General features: G+C 70.6%; 16 protein-coding genes. 6 read left to right on the top strand and 10 right to left on the bottom strand.

From position 1 onward, the window contains the following. Positions 1-455: 455 nt before the first annotated feature. Positions 456-1,022 (top strand): hypothetical protein, encoded by a 567-nt coding sequence (locus ACYQ77_RS19975; protein WP_459713420.1) that lies wholly within the window; start codon positions 456-458, stop codon positions 1,020-1,022. After that, the gene (locus ACYQ77_RS19970; protein ID WP_459713419.1) at positions 1,019-1,669 is read left to right on the top strand and encodes an SDR family oxidoreductase; all 651 of its coding nucleotides are present in this window, start codon (positions 1,019-1,021) and stop codon (positions 1,667-1,669) included. Before ACYQ77_RS19975 ends, ACYQ77_RS19970 begins: the two co-directional genes overlap by 4 nt. Here ACYQ77_RS19970 and ACYQ77_RS19965 read toward each other — a convergent pair. Further along, positions 1,658-2,953, bottom strand: a complete 1,296-nt coding sequence (locus tag ACYQ77_RS19965) for a D-arabinono-1,4-lactone oxidase (protein WP_459713417.1) — start codon at positions 2,951-2,953, stop codon at positions 1,658-1,660. The genes ACYQ77_RS19970 and ACYQ77_RS19965 overlap by 12 nt on opposite strands. Positions 2,954-2,978: 25 nt before the next feature. Then, positions 2,979-3,764 carry an SDR family NAD(P)-dependent oxidoreductase gene (locus ACYQ77_RS19960; protein WP_459713416.1) on the bottom strand — a complete coding sequence of 262 codons (786 nt, stop codon included), beginning with the start codon at positions 3,762-3,764 and terminating at the stop codon, positions 2,979-2,981. Between the two features lie 607 nt (positions 3,765-4,371). Here ACYQ77_RS19960 and ACYQ77_RS19955 point away from each other — a divergent pair. Then, a complete protein-coding gene (locus ACYQ77_RS19955; protein WP_459713415.1) occupies positions 4,372-5,583 on the top strand; it encodes an amino acid deaminase/aldolase in 1,212 nt (403 codons plus the stop codon). On the opposite strand, the gene ACYQ77_RS19950 is transcribed toward ACYQ77_RS19955, so the two are convergent. The 3 genes from ACYQ77_RS19950 to ACYQ77_RS19940 form a co-directional block, all read right to left on the bottom strand. Beyond that, positions 5,580-6,182, bottom strand: coding sequence for a TetR family transcriptional regulator (locus ACYQ77_RS19950; RefSeq protein ID WP_459713413.1), 603 nt, complete (start codon positions 6,180-6,182; stop codon positions 5,580-5,582). The two genes, ACYQ77_RS19955 and ACYQ77_RS19950, sit on opposite strands and share 4 nt — an antisense overlap. A gap of 341 nt (positions 6,183-6,523) precedes the next feature. Further along, positions 6,524-6,877 (bottom strand): hypothetical protein, encoded by a 354-nt coding sequence (locus ACYQ77_RS19945; protein ID WP_184810914.1) that lies wholly within the window; start codon positions 6,875-6,877, stop codon positions 6,524-6,526. Positions 6,878-6,890: 13 nt separating this feature from the next. Further along, positions 6,891-7,157 carry a hypothetical protein gene (locus tag ACYQ77_RS19940; protein ID WP_459713411.1) on the bottom strand — a complete coding sequence of 89 codons (267 nt, stop codon included), beginning with the start codon at positions 7,155-7,157 and terminating at the stop codon, positions 6,891-6,893. A gap of 216 nt (positions 7,158-7,373) precedes the next feature. On the opposite strand from ACYQ77_RS19940, the gene ACYQ77_RS19935 reads away from it, so the two are divergent. The 3 genes from ACYQ77_RS19935 to ACYQ77_RS19925 all read left to right on the top strand — a co-directional run bounded on the left by ACYQ77_RS19935 (position 7,374) and on the right by ACYQ77_RS19925 (position 10,212). After that, entirely contained in the window at positions 7,374-8,765 is a 1,392-nt protein-coding gene (locus tag ACYQ77_RS19935) for a helix-turn-helix domain-containing protein (protein ID WP_459713410.1), read from the top strand. Between the two features lie 10 nt (positions 8,766-8,775). Continuing rightward, complete coding sequence (locus ACYQ77_RS19930; protein WP_459713408.1) at positions 8,776-9,708, top strand: phosphotransferase family protein; 933 nt, start codon at positions 8,776-8,778, stop codon at positions 9,706-9,708. A 201-nt stretch (positions 9,709-9,909) separates the two neighbouring features. Continuing rightward, positions 9,910-10,212, top strand: a complete 303-nt coding sequence (locus ACYQ77_RS19925; RefSeq protein ID WP_459713406.1) for a hypothetical protein — start codon at positions 9,910-9,912, stop codon at positions 10,210-10,212. A gap of 150 nt (positions 10,213-10,362) precedes the next feature. Here ACYQ77_RS19925 and ACYQ77_RS19920 read toward each other — a convergent pair whose 3' ends face one another. The 5 genes from ACYQ77_RS19920 to ACYQ77_RS19900 form a co-directional block, all read right to left on the bottom strand. Then, positions 10,363-11,385, bottom strand: a complete 1,023-nt coding sequence (locus ACYQ77_RS19920) for a copper resistance D family protein (RefSeq protein WP_459713405.1) — start codon at positions 11,383-11,385, stop codon at positions 10,363-10,365. Continuing rightward, on the bottom strand, positions 11,382-11,945 hold the full coding sequence (locus ACYQ77_RS19915) for a copper resistance CopC family protein (protein ID WP_459713403.1): 564 nt from the start codon (positions 11,943-11,945) through the stop codon (positions 11,382-11,384). The genes ACYQ77_RS19920 and ACYQ77_RS19915 overlap by 4 nt, the downstream gene beginning before the upstream one ends. Continuing rightward, complete coding sequence (locus tag ACYQ77_RS19910) at positions 11,942-12,703, bottom strand: YcnI family copper-binding membrane protein (protein ID WP_459713402.1); 762 nt, start codon at positions 12,701-12,703, stop codon at positions 11,942-11,944. Before ACYQ77_RS19910 ends, ACYQ77_RS19915 begins: the two co-directional genes overlap by 4 nt. A 65-nt stretch (positions 12,704-12,768) precedes the next feature. Then, positions 12,769-13,305: a hypothetical protein gene (locus tag ACYQ77_RS19905; RefSeq protein WP_459713400.1), complete on the bottom strand. Its 537-nt coding sequence runs from the start codon at positions 13,303-13,305 to the stop codon at positions 12,769-12,771. A gap of 389 nt (positions 13,306-13,694) precedes the next feature. Then, positions 13,695-14,057: a winged helix-turn-helix transcriptional regulator gene (locus ACYQ77_RS19900; RefSeq protein WP_459713398.1), complete on the bottom strand. Its 363-nt coding sequence runs from the start codon at positions 14,055-14,057 to the stop codon at positions 13,695-13,697. Positions 14,058-14,102: the final 45 nt, after the last annotated feature.

Below are 14,102 nucleotides of genomic sequence, written 5' to 3'. Positions count from 1 at the left end.
GCGTCCGGGTATTTCCTGGCTGTCCGCAGGGTGGGAACTCGGTGGGTTTTCCTGTTGTTCGGCTGCGGTTTTCTCGCGTGGGGTTGCGGGGCTTGGCTGCGGTGTCTTGTTGATCTTCTTGCTGGTGAGGGGGTGCTCGTGCACATTGCCGTGCGCGACTTTGGGTGTTGCCCTCTGTTCAACCGCCCGGCCTACGACTCACCCAGACGGCGGCATCGTCGGGCAGAAGTCCTAATGCCGGTCGTCGACCGGTCACCGACCGCTCAGCGCCGTCGGTCGCAGGAGGGTCGTTTCCGTCTGCGGTTGGTGGGGGCGGGGAAGGTAGGACAGTGAGGTAACCAAAAACGCCGCGCTTGGCAGGGGATGGCGAAGCCGACGGCACGGCGGTAGTGGAGAGGGTTGGGTTCGTGACGGGCATACCAGGACGCACGGCGGTTTCGGACAACCTGACGGCGGTGCCATCGCCGCTCGTCCCTCCCGTCGAGCTTCCCGCGAAGGCGGACGAGCTGGCGGCTGCCGCGGCTCGTGACCTCGGGTGGCAGGGCATCGTCCTCCCCGAGATGAAGCTGCTCGGCCGGCGCATCTCGCTCGTGGCGCAGCTGATGCCCGACGCGCACGCCGAGCGCATCTGCCTCGGCCAGGCGCCCGAGGTCGACCGCGCCACCGTCGCCACCTGGGTGTGGCCGGAGTTCAACGGCCGCGTGCCGGCACCCGCCGTGCGGATCGTCGGGGCGATCGCCGTCGCCCGGCACTGGCGGACCGGGCTGATCAACGCCGTGCCGTTCCTGCGCTACTGCGACGCCGCGATGGTGCTGCCGATGTCGGTCGTCATCACGAACGACTACCTGGTCAACTGCCTGCCGCGCGCCCGCGCGTACGGCGTGGCCATCGCCTCCGCGTCGCCCGGCCCCGAGGTCCGGATGGACCTTCCCGGCCGTCCCGACCGGGTCGCCGCCGACGTCGACGGCACCCACCGCTGGCTCGGCGAGCTCGCCTACGAGCAGATACTGTCCGCTGCGTGAGGGTTGTCATCGCAGGCGGTCACGGACAGATCGCACGTCGCCTGACCAGCCTGCTCGCCCAGCGCGGCGACACCGCGGTCGGCATCGTGCGCAATCCCGACCACGTCGAGGACGTGCGCACGGCGGGCGGTGACGCCGTCGTCCTCGACCTCGAGCAGGCCGGTGTCGACGAGGTGGCCGCGGCGCTCGCCGGGGCGGATGCCGTCGTCTTCGCCGCCGGAGCCGGGCCCGGCAGCGGGGTCGCGCGCAAGGACACCGTCGACCGGGCCGCGTCCGTGCTGTTCGCCGACGCCGCGGAGACGGCGGGTGTCCGGCGGTTCCTGCAGGTCAGCGCCATGGGCCTGGACCGGGCCGACGACCCGTCGATGGACGAGGTGTTCGCCGCCTACCTCCGCGCCAAGGACGCCGCCGACCGGGACGTCATGGCACGCACCGGCCTCGACTGGACCATCCTGCGGCCCGGGCGCCTCACCAACGACCCCGCCACCGGGACCGTCACGCTCGCCGAGCACGTCCAGCCCGGCGCGGTCACCCGCGACGACGTGGCCGCCGTGCTCGTCGCGCTGCTCGACCGGCCGGACACCGCCGGCCGCGTCTACGAGCTGGTCGGCGGCGACACCCCGATCGAGGCGGCACTAAGCGCCTAGGACCCGCTTCAGGTACGGGTTCAGGAACTTGCCCTCGGGGTCCAGTTCCGCCCGCAACGTCGTGAAGTCGTCGAACCTCGGGTAGCGGGCACGCAGCTCCTCCGCGCCGAGCGAGTGCATCTTCCCCCAGTGCGGCCGGCCGCCGACCGCGCCCGCGACCTGCTCGAACAGGTCGAAGTACGCCCGGTACGGCATGCCGACGAACTGGTGCACCGCGATGTACGCCGAGTCCCGCTCGTACGCCGTCGACAGCCAGATGTCGTCCGCGGCCGCCACCCGGATCTCCACCGGGAACATCACCGGGTCCGGCAGCTCCGGCACGCGCTTCCGCAGCTCAGCCAGCACCTCGGGGAGGGCGGCGCGGGGCACCGCGTACTCCGACTCCACGAACCGCACGTCCCGGTTCGTGACGAACACCTTGTGCGACACGTCCGAATAAGCCCGCGCCGACAGCACCGCGGACGACAAGCGGTTGAGCGGTCGCACGAGCGGACGAACGGCCCTCCCGACACGACAAACGGCACCGAACAGGGTGTTTTCCATGAACCGGTACTCGATGAACCGCCGCGCGGGCGACAGCGGCTCCGGCGTCGAACCGGCGGGCAGGCGGTTGTTGCGCTTGGTCAGCGCGTTGCGGCCGTAGGGGAACCAGTAGAACTCGAAGTGGTCGTTCTCCGCGCAGTTCGCGTCCAGGTTCGCGAGCACGTCGTCCAGCGGCTCCGGCCGCTCCTCGGCGGCCAGCACGAACGACGGCTCGGTCTTCAGCGTCACCGTCGACACCACGCCGAACGCGCCCAGCCCGACCCGGCCCGCCGCGAACAGCTCCGGCCGCTCGTCCGGCGAGCACGTCACCACCGACCCGTCCGCCAGCACCAGCTCCAGCGCGGCCACCTGGGTGGAGATCCCGCCGAACCGGGCGCCGGTGCCGTGCGTGCCGGTGGAGATGGCGCCCGCAATCGTTTGCGCGTCGATGTCGCCGAGGTTGGTCATGGCGAGCCCGAGCCGGTCCAGCTCGGCGTTGAGCGCCCGCAGCGTGGTGCCCGACCGCACGGTGACCAGGCCCGCGTCGACGTCGGCCGAGACGACCCCGGTCCACGCCGACAGGTCGACCGCCCGGTCGTGCGCGGCGCCGACCGCGGTGAACGAATGGCCGCTGCCGCGTGCCCGCACGGTCTGCCCCGCGCCGGCGACCGCCGACGTCAGCTCCTCGAGATCCCTCGGCCGCACGACCTCGGTGGCGACCGCCGCCTCGGTACCCGCCCAGTTGCGCCACGCCGTCGTCATGGGGGGATCTTCGCAGGTCGTCGTGTCAGTCGATGCCCGGGTGGCCGACCAGTTCCAGGCTGCGCCGCCACAGCTCACGCCGTGCGCTCGCGTCGTACGCCTGGGCGTTGGCCCTGGCCTCGCGGGTGCGGTCGAAGAACCTGCCGGTCGCGGAGCCCGCGTCGCCGACCGCCAGCCGGTGCACGGACTCGACGCCGGTCGCCAGGGTGTCGACGGAGTGGCCGATCTCCCGCAGCACCATCTTGGTCGGCATGTAGGTGCCGGGGTGGACGCTGGTGACCGCGACGTCCGGCGCCCTCTCGGCCAGCTCGAACCCGGACATGATCTGCGCCAGCTTGCTCTGGCCGTACGCGCGCGTGCCGCTGTAGCCGCGTTCGATCATGAGGTCGTCGAAGTCGATCGGGTGCTGACCGAGCGAGGCGACGTTCACGACGCGGCGCAGCAGCGGCAGCAGCTCCACCGTGAGCAGGAAACCCGCCAGGTAGTTCACGGCGAACCGCAGTTCGTGGCCGTCGACGCTGGTCCGCCGCTCGCGCCCGTCCGGTTCGCCGGAGCCGATGCCCGCGTTGCTGACCAGCACGTCGACGCGGTCGGTGCTGTCCCGGACCTCGGCCGCGAGCCGCCGCACCTGGGCCAGCTCGGCGAGGTCGGCGACGACGGTCCGCACGTCCGTGCTGGGCAGGGACTCGACGATCTTGTCGAGTTTTCCGGCGTCGCGGCCGTGCAGGATCAGCGGCCGCCCCTCGGCGGCGAACCGCTCGGCGAGCGCGCGGCCGAGGCCGTCGGTGGCGCCGGTGATGAGGATGGTCATGCGGCGATCCTTCCCGAGGACGGCCTCGCGGCCGTTTTGAACCGGGCTCAGGGGTTGTCCACAGCCGGTCCGGTTGTCCACAGGCAAGATCGACTTCCGTCCCTCTGTCGGTGGGTACCTGTAGACTGGCATGGCGGGTGGCCCCCGGGAATGGGTGGGGGTTCACGTACGTACTGGGTGGGGCGTTTTCGCAGGTCAGCGCCATTGTGGCGGTTCGTGTTCCCGGGTTTGGTGGTGTGCCTTGCCTGGGTTTTTCCCTCCGGGGGGTCCTCGCCGGACGGGCTGGTCTCCGGGATGGCAGCGGGTCTTGCACGGGGTTGGTTTGGCAAGGACTGGTTTCCGGGGTCTGCCTGCCATCCCGTCGACCTCCCGGAGGGCTATCACACCGCGTCAAGGGGGCCCGGCAGCTTTGGGCATGTGGGCGCGTCGTGCTTCGGGCCCCCTTGACACGGTGTGATCGGGCTTCGCCAGGTCGACGGGATGGCAGGCAGGCAGTCCTTGTGTAGTGGGCTTACGCCCCTCGGTGGGGCCTTGGTTGCAGTGGCTTGACCTGCGGCTTTGGTGGGCGTGGGTGGTTGGGTGCCCTGGGTGGCCGTAGTGTTGGTTCGTGTCTGATGAGACGTTGCGTGCCCGCCTTGATGCGGCCACCAAGCAGCTCGAAGCGCCCCTCGCCGTCGTTGATCTCGCTGCTTTTGATCGCAATGCCGGTGATCTCGTGCGGCGGGCTGCCGGGCGGCCGATCCGGGTGGCCAGCAAGTCCGTGCGCTGCCGGTTTCTCCTCGAGCGGGTGCTGCGCCGGGACGGTTTCCGGGGCGTGATGTCCTACTCGCTGCCAGAGGCGCTCTGGCTGGCCGGCGCGTGGGCCGACGGCGATCTGCGCGACGTCGACTTCCTCGTTGCCTACCCGACCGTCGATCACTCCGCGCTTCGGCGGCTCGCCGGTGACGAGCACGCCCGCGGGCTGATCACGATCATGGTTGACTCCGTCGCTCACCTCGATCTCGTCGACGCCGCGCTCGGGGACGGGCACCCCGAAATCCGGGTCTGTCTCGAGCTCGACGTGTCCTGGCGACCCGTCGCCGGACGTGAGTTCGCTCACATTGGGACCCGTCGGTCGCCCGTTTTCACCGCCGGGCAGGCCGAGGCCCTGGCGAAGGTCATCCGGGAGCGGCCCGGGTTTCGGCTGGTCGGGTTGATGGGGTACGAGGGGCAGATCGCCGGGCTCGGTGACCAGCCCGCCGGTAAACCGCTCATGGGCGCGGCGCTGCGGTGGATCCAGGACCGTTCGTCGCGGGAGCTTGCCGTTCGGCGGGCGGAGGCTGTTCGGCGCATCGGTGACCTGGAGTTTGTCAACGGCGGGGGCACCGGCAGCATCGAGACCACCGGGTTCGACGACTCCGTCACCGAGGTCGCGGCCGGGTCCGGGCTGATCGGGCCCACGTTGTTCGACAACTACCGGCGGTTCTCGCCGGATCCGGCCGTGCTGTTCGCCCTGCCCGTGGTCCGCAAGCCGCGGCGGAAGACGGCGACCCTCTTCTCCGGCGGCTACATCGCGTCCGGGCCGCCCGGCAAGGACCGGTCGCCGACGCCCTACCTGCCCGCGGGGCTGTCACTCCTCGGGTTCGAGGGTGCCGGCGAGGTGCAGACGCCCGTGACCGGTCGCGCCGCACGTGACCTGCGGGTCGGCGACCGCGTGTGGCTGCGGCACACGAAGGCCGGTGAGCTGGCCGAACGGTTCACCGAGTACCACGTGCTGGAGGGCGACCGGATCACGCGAACCGTGCCGACCTACCGGGGCGAAGGGCGCTGCTTCGGCTAGTCCTTCTGGTGCATCTGCCCGGCGAGGTAGGCCTTGACCACCTGTTTCGCCTCGTTGATCATCTCTTTCTCGTCGAAGAGCTTGCGGCGGAACGCGAGCGCGAGGATGGCGTCGCCGATCTCGCTCGCGACGGTGATCTGCTTGTAGAGGCTCTCGACCGGCAGGTTGTGCTTGCTCGCGACGACGCCCGCGATCTGCTCGGCGATCACCGAGTTGTTGTCGCGGCCGTCCTCGATGAGGCGGATGTCGATGACGTCACCGAACCGGACGCGGCTGAAACCGGGGATGGTCCGGTACATCTCGACGTAGATGTCGATGATCTTGTCGACGCCGTCCCACCAGTGTTCGAGGTGCTCCCAGTCGAGCCGCTGCTCGATCTCGTTGGTGAAGTGGTCCAGGTGGCGCTTGGTGAGCGCCTGCACGACCGCCCGTTTGTCGGGGAAGAACTGGTAGAGCGACCCGACGGCGACCCCGGCCCGTTCCGCGATCAGCGTCGTGGTGACGCCGTCGTAGCCGAGTTCGTCGATGAGGGCGGCGCAGGCCTCGAGCATCTGCTCGACGCGCTTCGCGCTGCGCTGCTGCACGGGTTGCTTTCGCAACGGCACTTGGGTCGACACAACACCATCCTGCCCCGAGTGGACCAGACCTTCCACCAGATTGTGTATACGAGATGGCCCGAACGACGCAGGACTTTCGGGCAACCGGCACAGCACACGGCCCCGGACCGCGTGATCGCGGGTCCGGGGCCGGTAGTTGGAGCCGAGAACCGATGCTGGTCGGGGGAGGGGAGTACTGCAGCACCGGTTCTCGGAGACTGGAGCTGTGGCGGCGGTTCGTCCGTCTCGCTCGGGGGTGCGTACGAACGAACCGCCGGCCACAGGTGGCGTCCCTCCTGGCCACACGCCGCGCGGGGTCGCGGCGGGCGGGGGATCGCCCTCGTTTACCTGGCGCCCGTGGCCAGCCGGCCGGTGTGCGTCACGCGTGTGCGGGTCGCGTGACGGGCGGGCTGCGGTGTAGGCGCGAGCCCGCCGGCAACCAGGTGCTCGTAGGCGGCCTGCCACACAGAGCAAGGCGCCTTCTGTTGCCGCCACCGCGACGAGCACGCGGGGCAGTTTCCCTTCTCGTCGGGCTCGTGAGCGGCGAGCATCGCCCGCCAGCCCTCGGTCAGCCTGGGAAGTTCGGAACGCGCCACGGACAGCAGGGACGGTGCGTCCGCGCGGTTGGCCAGCTCCGACAGCATGTCGAGCCGCTCCCACACCGCGTTGCGGAGCACCTGTCCGAGGATCTCGTCCATCGAAACGTCACCGCTACCTTTCCGCCTGCTCGGCGGCCTCGCGAAGCGCGGTGCGCAGCTGGCCGAGCTGGCCAGACGTCAGCACCGCGGTTTCGCCCGGCGGCCCTACCAGGACCACCCGATTACGTTCTACGAGCACGGTGAGGCAGCGTTCCCGGTTGACGACATCGCCACAGTTGATGCGCCAGACCTTCCGCCCGAGTGCCGAGCCGTGCAGCTCGCCGCGGTGGTCCGCGTCCTCGGCATCAAGTCGAGGTGGTGCCGTCCTGACCAGTTCCACAGTCTCGGCTTCCCTCCGTGCTCGTACGCTTACAAGCAACTACATTGGTGGCTTGAGACACAGATTGGTGCGTCATAGCGCCGATCGGCGGCCGTTTCACGGTAAGCGGTCGAGTAACTTCGGTCGGGCCGATCAGGTTCGCCGATCCGGACTTTTAGTAGCTCGTGAAGTGCGCTTACTCTGCGCCTGACGCCCAGCGGACTGTGAGGGGGCGGAATGAACTCCATCGGGTCTCAGAGCTCTTCTGTTACGCCAGAGGCGTGGGAAGACCAAGAGATGCGGAACGCGCTCGCCGCGCGGGAGGTCAGCACGATCTACAAGCTGCTACGGCGCAAGGGCGTGTCCCAACGCCAGATCGCCGCGATGACCGGTCAGTCACAGTCCGAGGTGTCGGAGATCCTCAAGGGTCGTCAGGTCATGGCCTACGACGTCCTGGTGCGGATCGCCGACGGCCTGGGTGTCCCCAGGGGATACATGGGCCTCGCGTACGACGAAGTCACCGCGCAGCGGGTGGCCGAGCGGAGCGAGACCCCGGAGGCTGAGGAGCCGGAGAACGTGAAGCGTCGGAAGTTCCTTGCGCACGCGGCCGCGGTCGCGGTGGGTGCGCATGTGCTCGGCGCGGACTCGGGATCGTGGGTGTCCAACCCGGTGTTGACGCCGGCGCCGGGCCGGATCGGCATGACCGACGTCCGGCAGGTCGAGGCCGCGACCAGGGCACTCCGCTCGCTGGACTACCAGTACGGGGGCGGGTTCTGCCGCGACGCGGTGGTCGCCCAGCTGTCCTGGGGCCAGCAGATGCTCAACTCGTCGGGGACCGACGTCGTCAAGCAGCGGCTCCACGTCGCGCTCGCCGACCTGCACAACCTCGCGGGCTGGACGTCGTTCGACGTCGGCCTGATCGACTCCGCGCGCAACCACTTCGGCCGGGCGCTGGAGCTGGCGAAGGCGGGCGAGAGCGACGAGCTGGTCGCGAACATCCTGTACCGCATGGGCCGCGTCTACCTGCACAAGGAAGCCCCGGACGACGCGCTGAAGATGTTCCAGCTCGGCCAGATCGCCGCCCAGCAGTCCGGGTCCGAGCTGGCCGTGGCCGTCATCTGCGCGAACCAGGCCTGGGCCTACGCGATGATGGGCCACGAAGAGCAGACGATGAAGCTCATCGGCAGAACCCGGGACGAGTTCGCCCGCGCCAACCACGGCGAGGCCGCCGACTGGGTCAAGTTCTTCAACGAGGACGACGTCTACTCGATGATCGGCACCGTGCACACGGTGCTCGCGCAGAAGGTCGACGCCCGGCACACGAAGTACGCCATCCCGGCGCTGACCAGGGCGATCGACTCCTACGGCGACGAGGTCGCGCGCAACAAGGCGTTCAACCTGTCCTCGCTCGCCACGAACCACCTGCTCGACGGCGACATCGACCACGGGTCGAAGGTGGGTGTGCAGGCCGTCGACCTGGCGCAGCACCTGAAGTCCAAGCGCGTCCGCGACCGGCTGGAGCCGCTGCGGGTCGAGGCGGAGAAGCGGCGCAACTTCACCGACGCCCGCGAGCTCGCGGACCTCATCGGCCGGTTCACCGACGACGACCACGGCGCCACCGCGGTGTGACGAGGCCGACGTGACGGTGTTACCGACCCCGGAGTCCACCTCGGACACCGTCCGGGGCGGTCCGTTCTCCGGCGAGCGCCTCGCCGAGGCGCTGGCGGGGGTCTGTGCCGCCGCCGGGCTCGACCCGGAGGGCGCGACGCTCATCAAGTGCACGGCCAACGCCGTGTTCCGGCTGGCCGGCGCGCCCGTGGTGGTCCGCATCGGCGCCTCCACGGCCCTGAACCACCGGGTCGAGAAGGTCGTCCACGTGGCCACCTGGCTGGCCGAGAACGACGTGCCCGCCGTGCGCCTGCTGCCCGGGGTGCCGCAGCCGGTCACCTACGACGGCTACGTGGCCACGATCTGGGAGGCGGTGCCCGCGGGCGGCAAGCGGCCACGCGGTCGTGACCTGGGCAAACTGCTCCGCCGGATCCACGACCTGCCGGAACCGGCGTCGTGGCTGCCGCCGTGGCGACCACTCGCCGACGTGGCCGCGCGGATCGGCGAGGCCACCGACCTCGCCGACGCCGACCTGGCGTTCCTGCGGGACCGCTACGCCGAGGTGGCGGACCAGCTGTCGCGGCTGGAGTTCCCGTCGCCGCCGTCGCTGGTGCACGGCGACGCGCACCTCGGCAACCTCATCCCCGGCCCGGCGGGCCCGGTGCTGTGCGACTTCGACTCCTCCAGCTACGGCCCGCCGGAGTGGGACCTGACGCCGCTGGCCGTCGGCGTGATCCGGTTCGGGGAGCCCGCGGGCCGGTACCGGGAGCTGGTCCGCACGTACGGCATGGACGTGACCACATGGCGGGGTTTCCCCGTGCTGCGAGCCGTGCGGGAGCTGAAGCTCATCACCAGCGTGCTGCCGATCATCGGCACCCGCCCCGCGGTGCGCGCGGAGTTGTTCCGGCGGATGGCGGACGTCCGCTCGGGTAACACGTCCGCGCGCTGGGCCCGCTACACCTGACTCGTCCGGCCCAGCCCCCGTAACGCTGCGTCGCCGGGATCCGACACCTCATGTGTGCCTGCGGGGATGTCTTCGCAGGTCGTGGCGGTTGCCCGGAAATTTCACTCGTTTGGGTGACCGGGAAGGGTAGTCGTTGGCGCGAAGCGCGCTACGCTGTGTCGAACTAGCCTCTATCCGCTCCCCGAACGAGGTGTCCACCAAGTGGCTAGGGTGATCAAGCAAAGTCGCAGGGCGCGCCGCGCCCTCGCATCGGCACGGGTTCTCGACCAGGTCGTCGAGAATCAGCTGCCGCTTGTCGCCCGCCTGCCGGAGGGCCGGAGCAGGACGCGGGCCGCGGACTTCCTCGCCGAGCTGGTCCTGCTGTCGCAGGCGTACCGGCACCACGCGGAAGGCTGGATCACCCGCCGCGAACTCGAACGGCGCGGCCACGCGACCATGCGGAAGCTGTCCAGGATCCGCGAGCGCTCTCCCTTGTCGCACACGCAGTTCACCGAGCAGGACTGACCACTCACCGTTGGTCCGATTCGCGGCCCTTCCTCGGCTCTGTGGCCCAGCGCACACCGCCGATCGGACGCCGAACGGTCGTTGGTCTGCCGCTCACCGTTCGCCGCCACCGAACTCGGTGCTGAATCGAACAAGACGAGCAACCGAAACCTAGCCGACCGGCGTCCGCGTCAGCACGACCGCGAACCCGAAGGCCGCGCACATGACAGCGAGCTCGAGCGCGGCCCAGCCGATGAGCGCGGTGCGCTGGTGGCGCACGACGCCGGGCAGCAGCCGCCACCGGATGTGGGCGCCGAGCGCGGCGAGCCCGGCGAAGCAGGACAGCTTGAGGATGACGAGCGTCCCGTAGCCGGTGCCGACGAGCACCTCGAGCAGGTTCCTGCCGGGTACGGACGTCAGCTCCACCGCCGCGTTGAACACGCCGGTCGCCGCGACCACGCACAGGCAGGCCGTCGCGAGCTTCGAGAACCGGGGCAGCGTGTGCGCGAGCAGCGTGCGGTTCGCCGCCAGCACCACCGCGACCGCGCCGAGCCCGCCGGTCCACACGGCCGCGCCGAGCACGTGCAGCTCCATCGAGATCATCGCGTAGTCCTGCCAGCGCCAGTTCGTGGCGTGCCCGGTGACCGGCAACGGCAGCAACGCGAACAGCGCGACCGCCGCCCGCAGCTCGGCGGGCACCGACTCACCGGCCCGCACCGCCCACAGCGACAGCCCGCACGAGACGAGCGCGACCGCGGCGACGAACACCAGCGCCTTGCCCGCGCTCACCGTCGTCACGTACTCGCTGACCAGCCCGAACGAGATGGCCTCCGCCTCCGGCAGCACCTCGGCGGTCTGCAGCACCAGCGTGACGAGCGCCGTCACGGCGAGTGCCAGCGCGCTGAACGCGGCCGCTCGCCGCGCGCCGAGCAGCACCCGCTCCGCGCCCTTCGGCCGGGCGAGCCCGACGAGGATCGGCAGCAGGTTCAGCCCGACGGTGGCGACGGCGGCCAGGTCGAACAGGACCCGTACGACCGGGAGGCCGTACCGGACCACCGCGTCCGGCTCGAGCACGCCCGTGATCGGGCGCACCGGGGTGAGCACGAGACCGGCGAGCACCGCGAGCAGTGCCGCGCCGATCCCGATCCCGACCAGGTGCAGCCGGGAGAACGCGGTGGTCCGGCCGTGGGTCATTCCGGCTGCTTACCGCCGCCGATGCGCAGCGCCACGAACAGCCCGGCGCCGAGCAGCACGACCGCGCCGACGAGCCACACCCAGATCGGCACGCCACCGTCGTCACCGCCGGAGTCGCGGCCGGCGCTGCCGTTGGTGTCGATCCAGCCGGCGTCGCCCTCGGCGGCCGGGGTGCCGTTGCCCGCCTTGCTGAGCATGAACGTCAGCTCCCCGGACACCGGGTGACCGTCGGCCGACACGATCCGGTAGCCGATCGTGTAGGTCCCCGACGGGCCCAGCTCACGGACCGGCGCGGTGACGACGTTGCTGTCGACCGTCGCCGGACCGCCCTGCCACTGCTCGCCGTCCGGTCCGGTGACGGCGATGGAGTTCAGCCCCTCGCCCTCCTGGACCGGCTGGTCGAACGTGAGCACGATCTCGGCGGGGCCCGCGTCGAGCACCGCCTTGTCGGCCGGGTTGCTGCCGGTCAGCGAGTTGTGCGCGAACGCGGGCGAGGCCAGGGCGAACAGCCCGAGCCCCGTCAGCACGAGCACGGAAAGACCCTTGGCGAACTTCCTCATGACTGGCTCTTCGCCGACCCAGCCTTGCGGGCCCGCATCGTCGCGCCGACACCGAACCCGAGGCCGAGCGCGCCGACCACCAGACCGGCGCCACCCAGCCAGCGGGCGGTGTCGTCGGTGCCCGCCGCCGCGGCCTCGTTGCCGTCGTCGTCCGACTCGGCGGACGCGTTCTCGACCGCGGGGTTGCCGCCGCCGTGGGCGTCGCCCTCCTCGGCTGCCAGCTCGATCACCGGCGCCGGGTGCTCCGGCTCGGAACCGTCCTCGGCGGGCGGCTGGTCCCACGCGACGACCTTGCCGCCCTCGTAGGTCTGGATCGCGGGGATGACCAGCTGCTCGGTCTCCGGCAGCGGGCCGACGGACAGCTCGAACTCCTCGAACTCACCGGGCGCGATGCGGGTGCCTGCGGCCGCGGTCCAGGTGACCGTGCTGACGGCCTCCTTGATCTCGGCGCCGTGCACCGTGATCGGCTTGTCCAGCGTGACCTTGGTGATCTTCGCGGTCCAGCCCGCCATGGGCTTGGTCCGCGCACCCGTGATCGGAGCGTCGGCGGGCAGCTTGACCTCGAGCTTCACGGTGCCCGCTGCGTCGTCCTCGTTCGGCACCCGGAACGTGATCTTCGAGTAGCCGCCCTGCTGGGCGGCCTCGCCGAGAACCTTCGCGGTGACGTGCGCGGACGCGAGGCCGGTGCTCAGCATCGTGGCCACGCCCGCGGCGACGGCGACGACGCCGGCGCGCGCGAGGAAGCGTGTGGTGGACATGTCTCTCCTGAGATAGGTGGGAATGCCGGACGCGCGGGGGCGCGTCCGGTGGGGTGTCTGGTTTCTCAGGAGTGGACGGGCGGCCCTCGACGGCCGCAGACCTCGCGGAACAGCACCTCGAGCAGCGCGCCCGGGCGTGCGGGCAGCGGCGAGCCGACCGGGTTCGCCGTGGCGCGCACGGGCCCGCCGACCAGCGCGGTGAGCCGCGAGAGCAGCCAGGCGAACGCGCAGGAGACCACCGCCAGCGCCGTGCCGGCCCTGGTCAGCAGTACCGCGGTCAGGACCGTGGCGACGGCGTGCGCGGTGAACATCGTCCAGGGGTCGAACAGCGCCTGCCGGTGGCCGTGCCCGTTCGCGAGCTCGGTGAGCAGCAGGTGCTGGCAGAGCTGTGTCACCCCGAGCACGCCGACCAGCGCGGGCGTCCCGCCCCGCCGGGCGAGCGACATGCCACCCCACGCGAGCAGCGTGGCCAGCAGGACGGTGAACAGCGAGTCGGACGCGGCCCCACCACCGACACCGTGCGCGGCGATCGCCAGCGCGGCCGACGACGAGGCGAGCAGCACGCCACTGGCGTGCTCGGTCCGCGCTCGTCTCCCGCTCACGGGTCACAAGCGTACTGGCCCGGTCACCCCTCCCGGCTGTCCTCGATTGCTCGGAACCGCCGCCGAGGTGGCGGAGCGCCCAGTGGAAGATCCCGTCGACGGTCCGGAGAAGCCCGGCGTGCCCCCATGGCACCCGGCACGGACGTGCCGGCCCGGTCGGCCTCCGGCCCCCGGTCACCACGCTACGGCACACCACCGACAACCCGGCCCGTTCGCGCGGGGGTTGTCCACAGGTGGCCCGGTTGTCCACAGGCAAGATCGACATCCGGGGTTCCGTCGGTGGGTACCGGTAGACTGGCAAGGCGGGTGGCCCCCGGGAACGGGTGGGGTTCGACGTACGTACTGGGCGGCGGGGTTTTCGCAGGTCAGAGCCCTTTTGTGGGGGGTGGCTACCTGGCGTCGTAGGCCGCTCTGGCGGCCATGACCTCCGGCATCCGTCCCTCGAGCAGCTCGATCAACACGTGCAGCTGCTTCGCCACGTCCTCGCCCAGTGGCGTGAGGCTGTACTCGACGTGCGGCGGGATCGTCGGTCGTGCCTCGCGCAGCACGAGGCCGTCCCGTTCCAGCGCCTGCAGCGTCTGGCTGAGCATCTTCTCGCTGATCCCGTCGACCCTGCGCCGCAGCGCGTTGAACCGGGTCGTGCCGTCCAGCAGCGCCACCAGCGACAACGTGCCCCAGCGGCCGGTCGCGTGCTCCATCGTCTCGCGCGACGTGCAGTTGCGGGCGAAGACGTCGAACACCAACTCGTCCATGAGGTATATGGTAGTACTAACCAACAGAAAGTACTAACCAAAGGA

The organism is Actinophytocola sp. KF-1 (genome assembly GCF_054661535.1).
The sequence above is the reverse complement of the archived record's forward strand: the minus strand, read 5'-3'. Positions and strand labels throughout refer to the sequence as shown.

Coding starts and splice junctions, on each gene's coding strand:
- ACYQ77_RS19965 (WP_459713417.1), bottom strand. CDS start 2,953: ATGACGACGGCGTGGCGCAACTGGGCGGGTACCGAGGCGGCGGTCGCC.
- ACYQ77_RS19960 (WP_459713416.1), bottom strand. CDS start 3,764: ATGACCATCCTCATCACCGGCGCCACCGACGGCCTCGGCCGCGCGCTC.
- ACYQ77_RS19945 (WP_184810914.1), bottom strand. CDS start 6,877: ATGGACGAGATCCTCGGACAGGTGCTCCGCAACGCGGTGTGGGAGCGG.
- ACYQ77_RS19935 (WP_459713410.1), top strand. CDS start 7,374: ATGAACTCCATCGGGTCTCAGAGCTCTTCTGTTACGCCAGAGGCGTGG.
- ACYQ77_RS19920 (WP_459713405.1), bottom strand. CDS start 11,385: ATGACCCACGGCCGGACCACCGCGTTCTCCCGGCTGCACCTGGTCGGG.
- ACYQ77_RS19915 (WP_459713403.1), bottom strand. CDS start 11,945: ATGAGGAAGTTCGCCAAGGGTCTTTCCGTGCTCGTGCTGACGGGGCTC.
- ACYQ77_RS19910 (WP_459713402.1), bottom strand. CDS start 12,703: ATGTCCACCACACGCTTCCTCGCGCGCGCCGGCGTCGTCGCCGTCGCC.
- ACYQ77_RS19900 (WP_459713398.1), bottom strand. CDS start 14,057: ATGGACGAGTTGGTGTTCGACGTCTTCGCCCGCAACTGCACGTCGCGC.